The organism is Bradyrhizobium sp. WSM2793, assembly GCF_000379585.1.
Classification (GTDB): domain Bacteria; phylum Pseudomonadota; class Alphaproteobacteria; order Rhizobiales; family Xanthobacteraceae; genus Bradyrhizobium.
On the sequence record NZ_KB902778.1, the window covers coordinates 77,752 to 95,164 of the forward strand.

19 protein-coding genes are annotated in these 17,413 nt (G+C 62.2%); 5 read left to right on the top strand and 14 right to left on the bottom strand.

Annotated features, from left to right (window positions below; translation table 11 throughout):
- Positions 1-114: 114 nt before the first annotated feature.
- Together A3AS_RS0113475 and A3AS_RS0113480 are read right to left on the bottom strand one after the other, a co-directional pair.
- Complete coding sequence (locus A3AS_RS0113475; protein ID WP_018318108.1) at positions 115-894, bottom strand: crotonase/enoyl-CoA hydratase family protein; 780 nt, start codon at positions 892-894, stop codon at positions 115-117.
- A 15-nt stretch (positions 895-909) separates the two neighbouring features.
- Complete coding sequence (locus A3AS_RS0113480; RefSeq protein WP_018318109.1) at positions 910-1,398, bottom strand: hypothetical protein; 489 nt, start codon at positions 1,396-1,398, stop codon at positions 910-912.
- Positions 1,399-1,496: 98 nt separating this feature from the next.
- Here A3AS_RS0113480 and A3AS_RS0113485 point away from each other — a divergent pair, with 98 nt between their 5' ends.
- Positions 1,497-2,111, top strand: a complete 615-nt coding sequence (locus tag A3AS_RS0113485) for a TetR/AcrR family transcriptional regulator (protein WP_020508674.1) — start codon at positions 1,497-1,499, stop codon at positions 2,109-2,111.
- A gap of 26 nt (positions 2,112-2,137) precedes the next feature.
- Here the strand turns inward: A3AS_RS0113485 and A3AS_RS0113490 are convergent, their stop codons facing one another.
- The 6 genes from A3AS_RS0113490 to A3AS_RS0113515 all read right to left on the bottom strand — a co-directional run bounded on the left by A3AS_RS0113490 (position 2,138) and on the right by A3AS_RS0113515 (position 8,851).
- Entirely contained in the window at positions 2,138-3,646 is a 1,509-nt protein-coding gene (locus A3AS_RS0113490) for a tripartite tricarboxylate transporter permease (RefSeq protein ID WP_018318111.1), read from the bottom strand.
- 9 nt (positions 3,647-3,655) lie between these two features.
- On the bottom strand, positions 3,656-4,144 hold the full coding sequence (locus A3AS_RS0113495) for a tripartite tricarboxylate transporter TctB family protein (protein ID WP_018318112.1): 489 nt from the start codon (positions 4,142-4,144) through the stop codon (positions 3,656-3,658).
- A gap of 3 nt (positions 4,145-4,147) precedes the next feature.
- Positions 4,148-5,095: a tripartite tricarboxylate transporter substrate binding protein gene (locus A3AS_RS0113500; protein WP_018318113.1), complete on the bottom strand. Its 948-nt coding sequence runs from the start codon at positions 5,093-5,095 to the stop codon at positions 4,148-4,150.
- Between the two features lie 149 nt (positions 5,096-5,244).
- Positions 5,245-6,084: a tripartite tricarboxylate transporter substrate binding protein gene (locus tag A3AS_RS0113505; protein ID WP_198293695.1), complete on the bottom strand. Its 840-nt coding sequence runs from the start codon at positions 6,082-6,084 to the stop codon at positions 5,245-5,247.
- Between the two features lie 275 nt (positions 6,085-6,359).
- Positions 6,360-7,145 (bottom strand): 2-keto-4-pentenoate hydratase, encoded by a 786-nt coding sequence (locus tag A3AS_RS0113510; RefSeq protein WP_018318115.1) that lies wholly within the window; start codon positions 7,143-7,145, stop codon positions 6,360-6,362.
- A 5-nt stretch (positions 7,146-7,150) separates the two neighbouring features.
- The gene (locus tag A3AS_RS0113515) at positions 7,151-8,851 is read right to left on the bottom strand and encodes an acyl-CoA dehydrogenase family protein (protein ID WP_018318116.1); all 1,701 of its coding nucleotides are present in this window, start codon (positions 8,849-8,851) and stop codon (positions 7,151-7,153) included.
- 200 nt (positions 8,852-9,051) lie between these two features.
- On the opposite strand from A3AS_RS0113515, the gene A3AS_RS43425 reads away from it, so the two are divergent.
- The 3 genes from A3AS_RS43425 (at position 9,052) to A3AS_RS0113530 (ending at position 10,937) form a co-directional block, all read left to right on the top strand.
- Positions 9,052-9,981, top strand: a complete 930-nt coding sequence (locus tag A3AS_RS43425) for a LysR substrate-binding domain-containing protein (RefSeq protein ID WP_018318117.1) — start codon at positions 9,052-9,054, stop codon at positions 9,979-9,981.
- Between the two features lie 260 nt (positions 9,982-10,241).
- Positions 10,242-10,451 (top strand): hypothetical protein, encoded by a 210-nt coding sequence (locus A3AS_RS0113525; protein ID WP_018318118.1) that lies wholly within the window; start codon positions 10,242-10,244, stop codon positions 10,449-10,451.
- 33 nt (positions 10,452-10,484) lie between these two features.
- Entirely contained in the window at positions 10,485-10,937 is a 453-nt protein-coding gene (locus A3AS_RS0113530) for a VOC family protein (protein ID WP_018318119.1), read from the top strand.
- Between the two features lie 215 nt (positions 10,938-11,152).
- Here the strand turns inward: A3AS_RS0113530 and A3AS_RS0113535 are convergent, their stop codons facing one another.
- The 4 genes from A3AS_RS0113535 to A3AS_RS0113550 form a co-directional block, all read right to left on the bottom strand.
- Complete coding sequence (locus A3AS_RS0113535) at positions 11,153-11,884, bottom strand: sulfite exporter TauE/SafE family protein (protein WP_018318120.1); 732 nt, start codon at positions 11,882-11,884, stop codon at positions 11,153-11,155.
- A gap of 90 nt (positions 11,885-11,974) precedes the next feature.
- Positions 11,975-12,376, bottom strand: a complete 402-nt coding sequence (locus tag A3AS_RS47185) for a hypothetical protein (protein ID WP_157644268.1) — start codon at positions 12,374-12,376, stop codon at positions 11,975-11,977.
- Between the two features lie 256 nt (positions 12,377-12,632).
- Entirely contained in the window at positions 12,633-14,402 is a 1,770-nt protein-coding gene (locus A3AS_RS0113540; protein WP_049814872.1) for an ATP-binding protein, read from the bottom strand.
- 57 nt (positions 14,403-14,459) lie between these two features.
- Positions 14,460-15,104, bottom strand: coding sequence for a response regulator transcription factor (locus tag A3AS_RS0113550; RefSeq protein ID WP_026201971.1), 645 nt, complete (start codon positions 15,102-15,104; stop codon positions 14,460-14,462).
- A gap of 477 nt (positions 15,105-15,581) precedes the next feature.
- Here A3AS_RS0113550 and A3AS_RS0113555 point away from each other — a divergent pair, with 477 nt between their 5' ends.
- Positions 15,582-16,352: a hypothetical protein gene (locus A3AS_RS0113555; RefSeq protein ID WP_018318124.1), complete on the top strand. Its 771-nt coding sequence runs from the start codon at positions 15,582-15,584 to the stop codon at positions 16,350-16,352.
- Between the two features lie 37 nt (positions 16,353-16,389).
- Here the strand turns inward: A3AS_RS0113555 and A3AS_RS0113560 are convergent, their stop codons facing one another.
- Both A3AS_RS0113560 and A3AS_RS0113565 read right to left on the bottom strand, forming a co-directional pair.
- The gene (locus A3AS_RS0113560; protein ID WP_177236952.1) at positions 16,390-16,926 is read right to left on the bottom strand and encodes a tetratricopeptide repeat protein; all 537 of its coding nucleotides are present in this window, start codon (positions 16,924-16,926) and stop codon (positions 16,390-16,392) included.
- Positions 16,927-17,007: 81 nt separating this feature from the next.
- Positions 17,008-17,406: a hypothetical protein gene (locus A3AS_RS0113565; protein WP_018318126.1), complete on the bottom strand. Its 399-nt coding sequence runs from the start codon at positions 17,404-17,406 to the stop codon at positions 17,008-17,010.
- Between the last annotated feature and the right edge of the window lie 7 nt (positions 17,407-17,413).

The window sequence follows — 17,413 nt, forward strand, 5'->3', positions numbered from 1 at the left end:
AACGCTGCTTCGTTCAACGAAGAAGGCCCCAGGGGCTGATGACTGTCCAAAGATCTGGTTATCAGCCACCTTCATCCGCCTGTCGCCCGTCACAAAGATGCTTGTGGCATTGGCTCACCGTCCCTGGAAGACTGCTGGCCGCCGCTCAATAAACGACTGGATGCCCTCGCGCGCGTCGGCGCTCTTGAGCACACGCTCCCGGATCGCCGGAATGCAGGCGATCGCAGCCGCCTCACCCTGCTCGGTGTATTTCGCGGCCGCTTCCTTGGTCACCTGAATCCCCAGCGGTGCGTTGCGGGCGATGATCGCCGCGATCTCCATGGCACGGCCGATCTGCTGGCCGGCCGGAACGACCTCCTGAACGAGACCGATCTCCCGCGCCCGCTGCGCCGTGAACTCGTCGCAGAGGAAGAGGTGGTACATGGCGTTACCCCAGCCTGCGCGGGAAAGATAGCGGAAGTGAGCGCCGCCCAGGGGCGCGATGCCGCGCTTGGCCTCCATCTGGCAGAACCGGCTGTCGTCGGCGGCCACCACGATGTCGCCGGCCAGCATCAGCTCGATGCCGACGGTGTAGACGATGCCTTGCGTCGCGGTGACGATCGGCTTCTTGCAGCGCTTGGTGAGGCCGAAAACGTCGACATTGCCTTCCTTGACAGTCCGCTTCTCGGCGTTCGGGCCGAAGAATTTCGGCATGTCGAGGCCCGCGGTGAAGTCCCTGCCTTCCGCGCAAATCACGCCGACCCAGTAGCCGTCGTTGTCGTGCAACTCGGTCAACGCGTCCGACAGCAGATCCATCATCTGGGGGGAGAAGGAGTTCTTCTTCGCGGGATTGTCGATGATGATCTTCAGGATGTGATCATGCGCCTCGGTGCGGATCGTGCCTTCGGTGGTCATGCGAGCGTCTCCTGTCTACCTGTCGTTCTTGATGGCGAGTGCGGTTCGAATGGCTGCTGCCCGCTCCGGCGGGAACGCCGCTGCGCCCTCCTGGAGAATGTCGAGGAAGGACAACACGCCGCCGCGAGAGCCCCAATTGCCCTCTTCGATGATACGGAAATTGACCCACCAGCTCGGAGAGGGCTCCTTCATCTCGCAAGCATCGGCGAGCGCCCTCAGCACATTGCGAATGACGGCGGCTCGATCCTCGCGGGTCCAGCAGCAGTCCATCACGACGACGTCCACCACCATGACGTCGCTCGGCTGGTCCGAGAGCAGCTCTCCGCCGTGCGCGATCATGTCGAGCGGGCGCTCGAGGAAATGCACCTGGTAACCTCGCCGTGCCTGGGTAACGAGCCGGCCGACCTCAGGCACCAGCACGGCATCCGTCAGCGTCTTGGCAAGCACCCGGCGCTGCTGACCGGTCAATCGGCCTTGCGGGGTCATCACGTGGATAAAGGTCATCTCGAGCTCTCCGGGGCTGACTATGTCACGTGACATACACCCACACGGCGCTGGCTATGTCAACTGTCATATTGTAGCGTCGGACGACGAGGTGCCCGATGACGTCCGATACGAGAGCGAAAATGGTGGCCGGGGCCGCCGATCTGATGAGCCGCCGCGGCGTGAATGCGACGAGCGTACGGGAGGTCGTGCGCCACACCGGCACGCCGCGCGGATCGATCAGCCATCATTTTCCCGGGGGCAAACGGCAGCTCATCGAAGATGCCATTGTCTTTGCGGGCACCCACGTCAGCGGTCCCTTGCGACATCTCACCAGCGAACGGGGGGCCATGGCCGGCCTGCGCGCCTTCATCACGTTTTGGAAGAGGACGCTGGAGCAGACGAATTATCAGGCCGGATGTCCGATCCTGGCAGTTGCCGTCGAGGAATATGTCAGCGATCCCTCCGATCAGGAAACCGCCGGCGGACAGGCGGTCCAGCGCCATCTGCTTGATCTCGCTCAGGGCATCTTTGCGGATTGGCAGCAGATCCTGTCCAATGCGCTGAAGCAGGAAGGCCTCACCGCGTCGCGCGCGCGGCGGCTTGCCACGCTGATCGTCGCATCGGTCGAAGGTACGGTCGCCATGTGCAGGGCTGCGCGTAGCGCCCACCCCCTGGAGGAGGTCAGCCACGAGCTCGAGCTCCTGCTAAAGAGCGCAATCGACAAGCCATAGCGTAGCGAGAGCCGCACAGGTCAACGTCAGGCTCCCTCGTCAAGCGCCACCAGTTCGCGCTTTCTGCGCAGCGCCGGCAACAGCGGTCCGATCAGCAGCACCAGAGCAAGCGCGAGGCACACCGCCGAGATCGGCCGCGTCACGAAGGTGCCGAGATCGCCCTGCGAGAGGATCAGCGACTTGCGCAGATTGTTCTCCAGCATCGGTCCCAGCACGAAGGCCAGCACCAGCGGTGCCGGCTCGTAGCCGAGTTTGCGCATGAAATAGCCGATGATTCCGAACGCGATCATGACGTAGACGTCGAACACGTTATTGCCGCTGCAATAGACGCCGATGATGGTGAAGAGGATGATGAGGGGGAACAGAATGTTGTAGGGCAGCTTCAGGAGCTGCACCCACATGCCGATCATCGGCAAATTGAGCACCAGCAGCATGAGGTTGCCGATATACATGCTGGCGACGATGCCCCAGAACAGTCCGGGGTTCTGCGTGATCATCAGCGGTCCCGGTTGCAGGCCGTGAATCACGAAGGCGCCAAGCAACAGCGCCATCACGACATTCGGTGGAATCCCAAGCGTCATCAGCGGAATGAAGGCGCCACCGGCGGCGGCATTATTGGCGGATTCCGGCCCCGCGACGCCCTCGATCGCGCCGTGGCCGAAGCGCTCGGGAGTCCTGGAGAGCCGCCTCTCCAGGGCATAGGAAGCAAAGGAGGCTACTACCGCGCCGCCGCCCGGCAGGATGCCGAGGAAAAAGCCGAGAATGGTGCCGCGGCCGACCGGGCCGGCGCTCGCCTTCCAATCCTCCTTGTTCGGGAAGAGCCGGGTGATCTTGGCATTGATAACGTCGCGCCGGATCAACTGCTCGGTGTTGAGCAGTACCTCGGCGACGCCAAACAGGCCCATCACGACAGGCACGAGCCCGATGCCGTCCATCAGTTCCATGCGGCCGAACGTCAGGCGCGGCTGCGCGGTAATGCTGTCGAGCCCGATCAAGCCGAGCACGACGCCGATACAGGCCATCAACAAGGCCTTCGCCATCGAGCCCTGGGTGAGGAAGGTCAGCACCACGAGCCCGAGCGCCATCAGGCTGAAATACTCGGCGGGACCAAAAACGATGGCGACGCTGGCGAGCTTCGGCGCGACCAGCATCAAGGCGACCAGCGAAAAGGTGCCGGCGATGAAGGAGCCGAAGGCGGCGATGCCGAGCGCGGGACCCGCGCGGCCCTGCTTCGCCATCTGGTGGCCGTCGATGCAAGTGACGACGGATGCCGCCTCGCCGGGGATATTGACCAGGATCGAGGTGGTGGAGCCACCATACATCGAGCCGTAATAGATGCCGGCCATCATGATGATGCCGGATTCCGGCGTGCCCGAGAGCGTCACGGGCAGCAGCAACGACATCGCCGAGATCGGCCCGATGCCCGGCAACACGCCGACCAGCGTGCCGATGAAGACGCCGATGAAACAGTAAAGCAGGTTGATCGGCGCCAGTGCGACCCCGAACCCATGCGCGACATTGACGAGAGTATCCATGGCGAGCGCTCAGCCGATTTCGAACATGCCGGATGGCAGTTGGATGCCAAGCCCATGCTTGAGCAGCCACCACATGCCGACTGGGACCAGGACGGAGATCGGCACCGCGAGGACCCAGCGTACCGGATCGATCAGACGCATCAGCAGCAGCAGCATCAGCGGGATCGAGGACAGCAGGAAGCCGAAAGGATCGAGCGCGAAGGCGAACATGATGAGACACGCGATGACGACGACAGGCTTGGCCCAGTGCACATCTTTCCAGCGCGCGCCGAACGTCGGTCCGCCGTCGGCCAGCGCGGCAACGATGATCGTTGCAGCGAACGCGCACATCAGGATGCCGGCGTAGAACAGCACGAAACCCGAGCCGGGATCGTGGATCGTGCCGAGCTTGAGGTGCAGCCCCGACCGTATCACGAAGAGGCCGAGCCCGAGACCGATCAGCCCGCCCCAGAGTTCGGTGTTGTTGGGATGGAACTTGACGTTGCTGTTGTCACTCATGGCTCAGTTCTTCTTGCCGAGCCCGAGTGCATCGATCACCTTGCGTTCGGAGTCCGTGACCTCGACGACGAACTTCTTGTAGTCCTCGCTGTTCTTGTAGTTCGGCACCATGTCGTATTTGGACAGCGTCGCGACCACGGCCGGATCATCCAGCGCCTTCTTGAAGGCGTCGTGCAGCTTGGCGACGATCTTGGGATCCATTCCCTTCGGGCCGGCTATGCCGAACGGCGAGTCGTAGACCACGGGATAGCCGAGCTCCTTTAGCGTCGGCGCGTCGGGAAAGTTCGGCGAGCGGCTCGCGGTCCACACCATCAGCAGGCGCAGCTTGCCGGCATCGACCAGCGGACGCCAGCCGGTGGCGTCGGCCTGCAGAATGGTGTGCTGGCCGAGCACCGCGGCATTCGTCTCCGCGCCGCCCTTGAACGGAACAGCCGTGAGCTTGATGCCCGCGAGCATGGCGATCTGTTCCATCCCGACATGCGGCGAAGTCCCGACGCCAGGCGTCGCATAGGTGACCTTGCCCGGATTGGCCTTGGCGTAGTCAACCACGTCCTGCCATGTCTTGAACGGACCTTCCGCACTGGTCGTCACGCCGAAGGTGTAGCCCGAGAGGTGGATGATATAGGTGAAATCCTTCGACGGATCCCACGGGACCTCCTGCATCAGCGGCAGGCGGAACACTCCCATCGGGAGCTGCGCGATGATGTAGCCGTCGGGCTTCGCGGATGCAGCCATGGTAGCCGGGCCGACCGTGCCACTGCCCCCGGCCTTGTTGTCGATCGCAATCGGCTGTCTCAGTACCTTGGAGGCCTTCTCGGCGATCGCGCGCATGGTGAGGTCGGTCGATCCGCCGGCCGGCCAGGGAATGATCAGCGTGATCGGCTTGGTCGGGTATTCCTGTGCGCCGGCGTAGACGGGCACGAGCATGGCGAGCGCCGCGATCGCAATCATCAAACTGCTGCGTTGAAACATAAGATCCTCTCTCCAGTGGTTCGCTCGGGGCCAAGCTCGTGTCTTCATGTGTCCTGCCGGCGGCTCGTCATCGGCACCGTGAATTACCGCCCCCTGGCGAACCACGACTGCCGATGGCTTCTCCCGCCTCAATCAATTCGCAGTGCGATGGAGTTGATGACGTCCCGCCATTTTGGAATTTCCTGCGCCATGAACGTCCCCAGATAGGCGGGACTGCTCGACGGCGCCGGGATGATTCCCTGCGCATCGAGGATCGGTTTGATCGAGTTGTCGTTCATGGCGGCGACGAAAGCCGCATTGAGCTTCTCGATGATCGGCTCAGGTACGCCCTTTGGGGCGACGACGCCGAAGAACACGCTGACATCGAAACCCTTCAGGCCCTGCTCGTCGAAGGTCGGCACATCGGGCAGAACCGGCGTCCGCTCGATCGTCGTCACGCCGAGCGCGCGAAGGAGTCCGGCCTTGATGTGAGGGGCGGAGACGAAGATGTCGGCAAAGCTCATCTGAACCTGGCCGCCGATGAGATCGTTGATCGCGGGTGCGCCGCCGCGGTAAGGCACATGCAGGATGTCGGTGCCGGCGATGGCATTGAACATGACGCCAGCGAGATGCGTCGATGCGCCGTTGCCGGACGAGGAAAAGCTCAATTTTCCCGGATTGGCTTTCGCATACGCGATCAGCTCCTGCACATTCTGCGCCGGCACGGAGGGATGCACCGAGAGAACGTTCGGCATCTTGCCGATCATGATGATCGGATCAAAGCTCTTGATTGGATCGTAGCTGAGCTTTGCGTAGAGGCCTACGTTGATGGCAAGCGGTCCAGATGTACCAAACAAGAGGGTGTAGCCATCGGCCGGTGCGTTAGCGACGAAGTCTGCTCCGACGTTGGCGCCGGCGCCGGCGCGGTTTTCGACAATGACGGGCTGGCCGAGCTTGGCTCGGACCCCCTCAGCCAGAGATCTCGCCAATGCGTCCGTCGGTCCACCTGCGGCAAAAGGCACCACGAATTTGATCGGTCGCTCGGGAAATTCCGCCCTCGCCATCGCAGGCATGGATAACGCAACGGCTGACACGAGAAGTAATTTGCGGCAAAGACTGATCAATCCCATAGGCTTCTCCCCTCCCTCGAGGCAAGGCTGGCGCCATGCCGTTTCCAACTCCTCGCCGGTTGGGTGTGTGACCACGACATCATCGCGCCCCCACGTCCGACTGTTGTTCTTGGAAGATTGTCAGTTCGATCAGATCACGCGTACGTCACCGTCACGCTGCCGAAAGGTCCGAAATCCGCGACGAACGTCTCTCCGGCCTTCGGTCTCAACATTCCCGTCACGGTGCCGGTGCTGATCATCTGCCCCGCCTTCAGGCCGATGCCGGTCCGCGAGAGTTCGTTGGCGAGCCATGTCACCGGCACGATCGGATGGTCCAGCGCGATCGCCGCACTGCCTTTCCGCCTCAGCGTCCCGTTGCAGGTCAGCACGACCTCCTGGCCGGCAATGTCGCGCTGCCGCCAATTCTCGATCGGCGGACCGTATGCAATCGTCCCGCTGCCGGCTCCGTCCGCAAGGATAGCGGGCAACGGAGGAAACGCGGCGTCGTGGACGAAACGACACTCGGCCAGCTCCACGCCCGGATGCAGCGAAACGACGGCCTGCTTGACTTCTTCGATGCTGTAGGGAGCTTCACGCGGCGGAAGATCGGCGCCGAGCAGCGCCTGGTACTCGACTTCGGGAATCGGACTGCACTGACGTGCATACTCGACCGTAACTGGCGACGCCTTGATGAGCGGCGCGTAGACCCGGCCATAGATCGGCGAATCCGTACGCAACTCGCGCTGCAGCACTTCCTTCATCGCTGCGATCTTCCAGCCCGCGACGGTCCAGCCGAGCTCCTCCTCGACCATGCGCGCGACGCGATAGGCGGTCGGCTTGTCCGGCGGCACGAGGCGCTGGTCGAGGCCGCTCTGCTGGCGTCCTTCGCGGCGCAGGGTAGCAAGCAGGCGAGCGAGTTCGCGCTGGGCCGACTGATCCATCGCGATTACCTCACCAGCAGCGCGGCCGCGCGCGACAACGGCACTGGCGCCTCATCCAGCAGCAGGTCGATGGCCTCGTCCTCCCAGCGCTGGCTCTCCAGGTTCAGCGTGTTCGGCGCTTGCAAGCGGTGCTCCAGCACGAAGCGCGCGAGCAGCAGGCGGCGGGCGTCGCCGCCGGATGCACCCAGACGCAAGCCCTCCTGAATGAACAGCGCGGCGGTGACAGCGTGATAGAGCTTGCCCGCCGCGGCCCGGCAGAAGCGCTCATTCTCCTTGCGGGACGCGACCTCTTCCGCAAAGCGCAGCGCGCCATTGACTGCGCCATCGAGCCGCGTGCGAAACTGTCCGGGAATGCCCTGTGTATCCGCGAGCCGGGTGAGGAGATCGTCGCGCAGGGCGGCGTGCGCGCCGACCTTTCCAACGGCGCGCTGCACGGCATCCAGCGCGTTGATGTTGCTGGTGCCCTCCCAGATCAGGCCGAGATGGGCATCGCGCACCAGCCGCGCGTTCGGCCAGTCCTCGATGTAGCCGTTGCCGCCGCGCGCCTCCATCGCACCGGTCGCCACCGTGACATTGTCGCGGCAGGCTCGGTATTTGACGATCGGCGTCAGCAGCCGCAGCACCTTCTCCGGTGCGGTTGCCGAATAGAGAAGCGCGGACAGCGCCTGCTCGGTCGGCACCATCAGCTTGACGAGCTGCCGGCGCATCAGGGGATGATCGACCACTGCGCGGCCGAAGGCGTTGCGGTGACGGGAGGCCTGCAGCGCCTCGTTGAGGCAGCGGCGCATCATGCCGGCGGCGCGCGCCAGATGCGAGACACGGCTGGAATTCACCATCACCAGCATATGCTTCAAGCCCTGATCGAGCTCACCGAGCTGATAGGCGACGGCACCATCGAACACGATCTCGCCGCTGGCCATGGTGCGGCTGCCGAGCTTGTCCTTGAGCCTCACGATGCGATAGGCGTTGCGGCTGCCGTCCGGCAGCGTCTTCGGCATCAGGAACAGGCCAAGGCCGCGCCCGCCGCCGACTGCGCCCTCCGGCCGTGCCAGCAACACGGCAAGCTCCGCATCGGCGTTGGAGCAGAACCATTTTTCACCATAGAGCCTCCAATGCGCGCCATCGCGCACGGCGGTCAGTTCGGCCGCACCGACATCGGAGCCGCCCGCCTTCTCGGTCATGAACTGCGCGCATTTGAACAGCGTGGCCGGATCCTGGCTCCACATGCGTTGCAGATAGCGCTTATGAAGCTCGTCGCTGCCGAAACGTCGCACCAGCTCGGACGAGCTGTCGGTCAGATTCACCGGGCACAGCAGGCCGAACTCGGCTTGCGAAAACAGGTAGTGAAAAACGTATTTTGCGATCGGCGGCATCACCGAGGGCCAGCCCAGCACGCCACCTCGATTGCACATCGCGTGCATACCGAATTGTCCGAATGCGATCCGCTCCATCTCCCGGTAAGCCGGGTGGTATTCGACCCACTCCTCATCGCGGCCATAGCCATCGCGCGGATGCAGCACCGGCTGATGGCGCTCGGCCTGATCGGACAGATCGTAGAGCTTACTTCCGGCAAGCGCGCCGAGCTCGGCGAGATGCGGCTCGAGATGCGCCAACAGTGGCGCTTCCATGTACAGGGGAAGCAGATCCCGAATGCTCCGGTCGATCGCAAAGTAGTTCAGCCCACGGCAGGTGGGCGCTAACACCATCGAGCGTCGGGACGACGCTTCGCGACGGGCCAAACCGGCATGAACGGTCATGAGCTTCCTCTCCGGACGGACGTATCTTGGGCGGGGCGGACCCCGGGCCAGTGTTCGGGTATGACTTGACAGCGCTCCACGCAAACGACTTCTTGGGCGGGCGCCTTGAGCGAAACTCAAGGCCCGGTCATCCCGCGGGGCGCACTATCATGGCTTCACGACGACTTCCTCCACTCCATGCCGTGCGGGCATTCGAAGCGGCCGCACGACACCTGTCGATCACGCGAGCCGCCGACGAGTTGAACGTGACGGTCGGCGCAGTCAGCAGGCACGTCCGCGCACTCGAGGTGCGCATGGGCACCGCGCTGTTCCTGCGGGGGTCGCGCGGCCTCGTCCTGACCTCGGCCGGCAAGGCGTTCGCCGATTCCACCCGCGAGGCCCTCGATCGCATTGCGGATGCCGCTGAAGGCCTGCACCTGCGGCAGTTCAGACGGCTATCCGTCGGCGTCTACGGATTCTTCCTGTCGCGTTTTCTCCTGCCGATATGGCCGGGGCTCAAGGCGGCACATCCCGAGTTGGAGATCGATCTGCACACCAGCGCCAACCCGGTTGATCTTCTTGCCAGCCGCTACGATGCCGTCATTGCCGTCTCGGACGGAGAGCCGAGAGCCGGCCTCGTCACCCGGCCTCTGCTGCCGATCGCCACCGTGCCGGTCTGCTCGCCAGCTCTGTTGAAGGATGGCGTGCTGGATTTCGCGTCAGTTCCGCTGCTGCACAACAGGCCGCGGCCAGACGATTGGCGACGCTGGCTCGACCACGCGCAGCTCACCAAGGTGCCGATCCGCGGCGGAAGCAGCTTTGAAAATCTGGGGCTCGCGATCGAGGCCGCTGCGGCCGGGCTCGGCGCCGCCATCGCCATCGAGAGCCTGCTCGCTCCGGATCTTGCACAACTCAATCTCGTCAGAGCGCATCCCGTGGTCCGGCCGACGCGGCGCCATTTCGTGCTCGAATATGAGCAACGCATGGCGGACGATCCGGCGGTCGCGGCCTTTGCCACGTGGCTCTGCAACGCCTGCAAGCAACAGGGCGCCAACAAGGCGGCGGCCAGGACATCCTCGCGAAAGCGTGCAAACGATTGAGTTGAGTTTCACTCAAGGGACACCGCGAAAACCTCGTTTGCCAGCCTGAACCGGCTCTGACACAGACCCTCCACAGCAATGATGGGGGAACGCCGGATGAGGCTGTATTCGGGATGCTCGTCGCGCGCGCTTGCTCCGATTGCCCGGCCGCAAGGGACAGCGGCCGACCTTCATGCAGATCGGCGTTTACGAGGCGGTGCGTCACTATCTACAGGCCGTGGAGGCGACCGGTCGGACGACGCAAATCAAGACGTCGGAAAATGCGCGCAACGCGGATCGAGAGCGCCTTCACGCATGGCGCCACGATCCGCAAGGACGGCCGCGTCGTTCGCGACATGTACCTGGCGGAGGTGAAAGCCCCCAAGGACTCTAAGGGCGAGTGGGACCTTTATAAGATCCTCCGCACGATCCCGGCCCAGGACGTCACCATTCCGCTGGCCGAGAGCAGCTGCCCGCTCGTGAAGCGCTGACCCGATATCCGACTTCAACATCCGAGGACGACAATGACGACACCCGAGAACGAGTGGCAGTACCCCTACGGCACCAAGCAGCGCTACCACCTCCAGCACGTACATCTGTTCGCATCCAACGTCGATGCGACAATCGCCTTCTACAAAAAGTGGTTCGATGCCGAGGTGAAGTGGGATGGCGACGTTGCCGGTGCCCGCAACGTCTTCATCAAGGTCGGCATCGGCGCCCTGCATCTCTATGACCAGTTGCCACGCGGCGAGGGCAAGAATGCCGTCCATCATCTCGGCATGCAGGTCGTCGGCATCGACGAGCTTTACGAACGCATGACCGCTGCGGGCCTTCATGTTCCCAATCCGATTCGTCGCCTCGGCGGAGGCGGCGGCTATTTCATGCTCGGCGCACCCGACGGGGTCGTGATCGAGATCTTCGAGCCCGGCAAGCTCCGCGAGACCGTGGTGCGTGACTATTATGGCTTCGGGGGATGAGGCCCGTGGACACCGCTCCTCCGCTCGATACCGTCGCCGACCATGCTGCGGAAACTCCAGCCACTGCCCTGACATTTCGTGGACGTGACGGCTGACGGTCTTTTCGCCCACACCCGGTAGGTCGGCGACAACTTCAATTCCGTGCTCGCGCAGATGAGCAGCCAGCCCGGACCGGCGCGCACGCAGAAGCACGCATGCCTTCCCACGAGGTCCTGCTAAATCACAAGGCAAAATCCCGAAAACAGCAGCAAGCCAAGGATGATACGTTTGAAGGCTGCTTCGTTGATCCGACCGAACAGGACGATACCTGCAGCCGTTCCCGCAGCTAAGGCGGGCAGAGAAATGCCAAAGTCGATCAAGACTTTTAAGGAAAGGCTGTGGTGCGAAAGCATGAGAGCGAGGGCAAAAAGTTGCATGACCCCGATGTAGGGTTGAACCAGGCCGCGCTGCTGCGTTTTCGGAAGACCATGGATATCGCACCAGATCGCAGGAAGTGCGCCAGGCATCGCTGTCAACCCGCCGACCAGGCCGCCGCCAAACCCCACCAGCGCGTTCCTGCTCTGGCTCTCCATCTGACGCAAGTAGGCAGCCGTCGGCCGCACCAGGGCGTATGCCGCGTAAAGCGACACGAGCGCTCCAAATCCCAATCTGAAAATACCTGTATCCACGTTCTGCAGGAGATAGATCGCAATCGGAACGCCTAATAGTCCACCAGCGATGAAAACCAGGCTGGTTCTCCATTGCATGCTCTTGCGGAGAGCATACAGATTGGCGGCTTGCACGGTGATGCTGCAGGCCATCATCAACGGCACAGCTTCGATAGGCGGAAACACGTGTAGCAGGATGGCGCCAGCGACCGCCGAGAACGCAAACCCGGAAAGGCCAGACACGAACGCGCCTGCAAACACCGCCCCGCTTAGCACAAGATAAACCGCTATGTCGGACATGACACCGCTTCCTAAAGATGCTGGTCGTCGTGGATGGCGGGACAGCGTCGGGTCGTTCGAGCTCACTCAAACGACAAACAACCAATCCATCTAGTCGCCTTGGATCGCTGCCGTTGCCGGCTCGATCGGTCGAATACTCGGCGCCTGATGCAGCGTGCGTTCTCCGACGACGTGCAAAATGCCGAAGCCAACCAGGACAGCCATTGTCCACGCCTTGAGAGGTGGCGCTGCTCGCCGGGCGCGGGGGTTATCGGCAACTCCCCTGTTCAGATTACGCATTGTGCGCGTCCGAAAATTCAACGAAGCACAGTCCTTCGCAAGCAAATGCCGGTACTCTCCGATTACGCGTTTCGCTCCAAGGCGCCGCGATACGTGAAGGGAGACGAGAATATCTTTGAGGACGCTTCGCACCCTGCTGTCGAAAATAGATACTGAGGGAGCTAAATCGCGCGATTGATGACACATCGTCTGCTTCTCATATTCGAGCGTCATGCTTTAAACTCGAAATTGATTATCGCTGCTGGGCGAAATAGCACCGTACCCAGCGACGGCGGCAATGACATCCACATGGATATCACTGGGGCAATCCGCGAGCGATACGGCAGATGTCGTATTTCGTACCCGGCTGGAAGGGAAAGCCGAAAGACCTTTGTCGCCACAGGTAGTGGCGCGGTGGGCGTCCGCGCGGAGATGCAACCTCAACCGTGGCCGGTTGATCGCCAATTTTGGTAGCAAGCTACGCGTGCTTTTAGCAGCCGCTATTGATTGATTGCTTGCGATCTACATAGGCGGCAACAATCGCTTCATTCAATTGCTCGCCGGCGATCGGCTTGTGGAGAATACGATGACCGCTGGCGCTGGCTTCCTTGATGCGCGCCGGCGAGGTATCGCCGGTCACGATGATGGCAGGCAGGGAGCGGCCGATATATGCGCAAAGAGCCTCGATTGCGTCCTGGCCAGTAGCACCACCTCCGAGGCGGTAGTCGGTGACGATCAGATCGACTGGCGCATCGCCGGTCGCCATTGCCTCCGCGTGAATTTGTTGCACCTCGGCTGCAGACCGGCCGGCATAGACCCGATGGCCCTGCAGCGTGAGCAGCCGCACCATGACGTCGAGAACATCCCCCTCGTCTTCCACGACCATGATGCTGATGGCGATATCTGCAGGTGGCGCGCTGTGATCGGGCAAGGGAGGCGCCACTGCACTGGCTTGCGGAACCGTAACGGAAAACATCGAACCGCGATCGACGACGGAAACCAGCTTCAGCGGATGTTGCAGCAGTGCGGCGGTGCGGCGAACGATGGCGAGGCCAAGGCCAAGGCCTTGGGTGCGATCCCTCGCCGGGTTCTGCAACTGCACGAACTCCTCGAAGATCATCGCTTGCTGATCTGCGGGAATGCCGGGGCCGGTATCCCATATCTGGATTTCCACCGAGGCACCGCGCCTGCGGCAACCGAGCAGAACGCCACCGGACCTCGTGTATCGAAAGGCGTTCGACAGCAGATTGCCCAGGACCCGTTTCAGCATCATGGGATCGCTGTCCACATGGAGACGGCTTTCAACGACACGCCAATCCAGGCCGCGATCCTTCGCTTCGGGAGCGAATTCATTGCTGAGCTGGTTGAAAAGCTGGGACAGATTCACCGTCTCCCGCGCAACAGTGACGACGCCGGCATCAAGACGGGAGATGTCGAGCAGTCCGTTCAGAAGGGCGCTGAGATTTCCGACGATGGATTTTGCCTTGCCTGCCAGATCGCGTGCATCGCCGGACTGGACAACGCCGCGGTGGCCCAGCGCCGCCAGCGTGGCAATCAGAAGACTCAAGGCATGGATCGGCTGGCGCAGGTCATGACTGGCGGCCGCGAGGAAACGCGTTTTCGCGCGGTCCGCGGCTTGTGCGCGGTCGCGTTCTTCCTGGAGGTGGCTAACGAGCTCGACATTTTCCAAACGCAACCTGATGCTCTCATGCAGCATGCGGTACGTCGTACGGCAGTAATAGAGATTGATGGTCAAAAGCCCGGCGAGCAGGGCGAGATATGCGCCGGAAATATCGCCTCCATTGGTGATCGAGCGTACCGTGAATGGCAGCATCGTTGCGACGATCGAGCCGACCAAGGCAGGCGGAAAGGCCGAGAGCGACGGAACCGTGCCGCAGATCAGACCGGTCAAGACAACAGCAGTGAATGAAAAAAGAATGGGCTCCTCGGGACGGAAGCCAACCCAACCGAGCATTCCCCACAGCAGGCCCGACACGCAGGAAAACGCAGCCGCAAGCCAAGCCCATCGCAACACTGAGGTCGGCTCTCTAACCCGTTTGAAGAACCGGCGCGCCGCCAGGACGCGTATGGCGGTGAGCAGATACACCGCGCCGAGCCATCCGATCAACCAGCTCGCCGGCACCGCGCTCCTTAGCACGGACGCTGCCGCTAGGGAGATGACGACGTTGGAAGCCACCACTCCATAGGAATTGCGATACAGGAGTTCAACGAGCGCCTCGCGTATCTTGTCCTCTTGCATCGAGACCTCTCCGCGCGCCGGCAGGTGCGGCGGCTTCGGTTGCGAGTTGCCGTTGCGCTACCCCGCTGGAAGGCCGAGACGAACCGCGTAGGCGGTCAACTCAGCGCCATTGTGCAGGTCAAGCTTCCGCATGAGATTTTCGCGATGTTTCCGGGCGGTGAGCGGGCTGATGCCGAGACGGCTGGCGATATCGCGGTTGGTGGCGCCGTGAGGAATCATCGCCAGGATTTGCCGCTCACGCCTTGTCAGCGCAACCGGAGATACGATCGCGGCGATCGGCTCCGGGATTACGTTCGGGCCGTGGTCCACTGCGAAGCGAACCTCCTCCGCAACATAGAGGTTGCCTTTTCTGATGGCATCGATCGCAGCAACGAGTTCGGACGGATCGCCGCTCTTGGTCAAATAGCCGCTCGCGCCCGCGGAAAAAGCTGCTCGAACGGAACGCGGCTCGACATTGGCGGTGAGGACGAGAACCCGCAGCTCCGGCCAAACGGTTCTCAGGTGAGCTATGAATTGAAAGCCGCTCACACCCGGCATGCCGAGATCAAGGATGAGAAGATCGGCGGAGCTTTCGTTCAGAAGCCGATGAACAGCCTCTGCGTCCGCCGCCTCTCCGCTGACAATAAGATCATCGACGGTCGACAGGAGCTGCTTCAGACCTTCCCGCATGATCGCGTGATCGTCAGCAATGATCGTCCGCACCGGTCCGCACCTGTGTTGCCTGTCAGCAACGGTATTAGGGTATCAATCAACTTCAATCAAGGATTGGCATTCCACCAATCCACTTGCCGGACGTGGTCACCTAGGCAATTTTCGGTGGCCCTGCTCCATAGCCGTGTCGCGCCGCTGGCGGCAAGTGGACGTTGATCCTGGTCGATTCTCCGTCGAATTTGAATCTTCTGGTGGCCGACGCCCGCGTTCCGGCTTTTCAAGAGCGGGCATTCTACTACTTATGGTTGTGCTTACTATGCGAGGGTGGTTGCCGAGTTCTGCGTGGTCGGAGCATCCGCGCGGGTGAACCCTGGCTTCGAGTTGGCACCCCATCTCTTGAAGCTACCCTTCGAGCGGCTCCGCGGCTTAGAGCCTTTTCCGTTCCGATTGATCGAATCCTCGGGTACCCTATTCTAGCCGCGTCGGCGGAACTGCTGAAGTTGATAGATGGCTGCATGGAGAGCGGAGATGGGCCGGCTCGATAAGCAGATGGATCCTTTCCATCCTGCCGCCCATCTGACGACGGCGGATCGCCTTCCCGAGAATCCAGAGCTTGAGCAAGTCGACACGACGTCGTTCGTCGATCCGGCCCGCGAGGAAGCCACCTCGTCGCCTGCGCATTTTGGGTCGGGCCAGGCGGCGACCGGCGTAACGGGCTCTACCGATTGGATCGACCGAGGACGCCGCATCTGGCGGCGCCATCTCCAGCGCGATCAACTCCCCCGGACGACTGGAGGGTCGATGGGAAACTTCGAGCGTTGGCTGATCGCACTGCTGAGCGTCGGCTTCATCGTGAGCTGCGTTTGCGCGATCATCGTCTTCATGCAGGTCAACGCGCGCAAATTGGAGATCGCAACACTGCAACGTGACATCATCGCGCTCAAGCTACGCGTAGCCAGGCTCGATCAGATCGCAAGCACCAATGAGATACGTGAAAAGGCAAGCAGCGGAACACCCAAGCCGCTGTCGGAGACCCAACCTGACCAGGCTCCGCTCATCCTGTCACGTGAAGAGATTCAGCTTATCCGAGACTATATCAAGCCCGCACCAGTTGCTGGCCCAGCGACTGAGACGATAAAGGTCGGCGAACCCGTCGTGGGAGAAACCGTTCCCTTTCCCTCTCCGATCACGGAGAAGGTGCGGAAACTGCTCGGCGCGCGATTTACCGTTCGCAATGGCGTTGTTGTCATCATCCGGAGCGGCAGCCGTCACGCTGATGCTGTGATTGGGCCAAATTGACGAGAACTGGCCGCGATCGCAGTAGCCGATCGACCACCTAAGGCTGGTTGTTTGGTGGTCTTTCAATGAACCGCCGGCTGCCATTGAGAAGCTCGAGGTTATTGGCGATGACCGGATTGCCTGGATCGAGCGAATAAGCCTTCTCGAACTTCCGTCGCGCCGCACTCAGATTGCCGCGCAGCATGTACGAATACCCCTGGTCATTCAGGATCTGAACGGTTTCGCCTCCCAGCCGGATCGCTTGGGCATAGGCCTGATCGGCCAGGTCGAAACGACGCAGCTTGTCGTAGCTCGCTGCGAGACCAATCCAGGCCGTGACGTCCTTGGGTGATTTCTCGACGGCGTCCTTGAAATAGCGCTGTGAGAGCCCGTAACTGCCGCGATTGTAATGCTCCAGGCCCAGCCGCACAGGCTCGTCCGACGGGTAGTACTTGACGTCCGTCGGCTCCTGCACCGGGTCCCCACCCGGTGGCTCGACCGGAGCCACGATGGCAGCCTCTCTCGTGGTATAGTCACATGCCGCAAGGCCTGGCGCCAGCCAGCAACAGGTCAGCAGTAGAATGGCACGTCGCATAATTTTGTCCCCCGCCCGGCCCAGCGGACGCACTGCACCGCACTCAACTGTCCCGTCGCTAAACTCATTTACCAGAAGCCGCTACCTGCCCGCTGCCCCGCCGACTGGCACCGATACTCCCGCCGATGCTCCCGCACCCAATCCAGTTATGTTGACATTCTGCGTGACCGGAGGCCGCTGGCCCATGAGTTTCGTCGGATCGCCCATGTCGGGAAGCTGATCCACCGGCTGTTGCTGGTTGCCGTAACGCGTCACGGCCGAGCCCACACGTCGAGCGTCGTAGGCGATCCGGCGATCACCGACGTATCGCGGCCATGGATGAATTGTATGGGTCACGGCGTTGACCTGCTTGGCATCGCCGGCGGTCATCGTGATGCTGTCGGAACGCTGAAAGTAGCGGTCCACCTCGTCATGACCGGCGACGCCGTAACATCCCCCGAGGAGGAAGGGCGCAAACAGAGCCAGATACCTGATCGTCATCTCGCGC

What these genes read in the sequence shown, in the direction of transcription:
- A3AS_RS0113475 (WP_018318108.1), bottom strand. Translation starts at nt 894, where the DNA reads ATGACCACCGAAGGCACGATCCGCACCGAGGCGCATGATCACATCCTG.
- A3AS_RS0113480 (WP_018318109.1), bottom strand. Translation starts at nt 1,398, where the DNA reads ATGACCTTTATCCACGTGATGACCCCGCAAGGCCGATTGACCGGTCAG.
- A3AS_RS0113485 (WP_020508674.1), top strand. Translation starts at nt 1,497, where the DNA reads ATGACGTCCGATACGAGAGCGAAAATGGTGGCCGGGGCCGCCGATCTG.
- A3AS_RS0113490 (WP_018318111.1), bottom strand. Translation starts at nt 3,646, where the DNA reads ATGGATACTCTCGTCAATGTCGCGCATGGGTTCGGGGTCGCACTGGCG.
- A3AS_RS0113495 (WP_018318112.1), bottom strand. Translation starts at nt 4,144, where the DNA reads ATGAGTGACAACAGCAACGTCAAGTTCCATCCCAACAACACCGAACTC.
- A3AS_RS0113500 (WP_018318113.1), bottom strand. Translation starts at nt 5,095, where the DNA reads ATGATTGCGATCGCGGCGCTCGCCATGCTCGTGCCCGTCTACGCCGGC.
- A3AS_RS0113510 (WP_018318115.1), bottom strand. Translation starts at nt 7,145, where the DNA reads ATGGATCAGTCGGCCCAGCGCGAACTCGCTCGCCTGCTTGCTACCCTG.
- A3AS_RS0113515 (WP_018318116.1), bottom strand. Translation starts at nt 8,851, where the DNA reads ATGGTGTTAGCGCCCACCTGCCGTGGGCTGAACTACTTTGCGATCGAC.
- A3AS_RS43425 (WP_018318117.1), top strand. Translation starts at nt 9,052, where the DNA reads ATGGCTTCACGACGACTTCCTCCACTCCATGCCGTGCGGGCATTCGAA.
- A3AS_RS0113525 (WP_018318118.1), top strand. Translation starts at nt 10,242, where the DNA reads ATGCGCGCAACGCGGATCGAGAGCGCCTTCACGCATGGCGCCACGATC.
- A3AS_RS0113530 (WP_018318119.1), top strand. Translation starts at nt 10,485, where the DNA reads ATGACGACACCCGAGAACGAGTGGCAGTACCCCTACGGCACCAAGCAG.
- A3AS_RS0113535 (WP_018318120.1), bottom strand. Translation starts at nt 11,884, where the DNA reads ATGTCCGACATAGCGGTTTATCTTGTGCTAAGCGGGGCGGTGTTTGCA.
- A3AS_RS47185 (WP_157644268.1), bottom strand. Translation starts at nt 12,376, where the DNA reads ATGACGCTCGAATATGAGAAGCAGACGATGTGTCATCAATCGCGCGAT.
- A3AS_RS0113540 (WP_049814872.1), bottom strand. Translation starts at nt 14,402, where the DNA reads ATGCAAGAGGACAAGATACGCGAGGCGCTCGTTGAACTCCTGTATCGC.
- A3AS_RS0113555 (WP_018318124.1), top strand. Translation starts at nt 15,582, where the DNA reads ATGGGCCGGCTCGATAAGCAGATGGATCCTTTCCATCCTGCCGCCCAT.
- A3AS_RS0113560 (WP_177236952.1), bottom strand. Translation starts at nt 16,926, where the DNA reads ATGCGACGTGCCATTCTACTGCTGACCTGTTGCTGGCTGGCGCCAGGC.
- A3AS_RS0113565 (WP_018318126.1), bottom strand. Translation starts at nt 17,406, where the DNA reads ATGACGATCAGGTATCTGGCTCTGTTTGCGCCCTTCCTCCTCGGGGGA.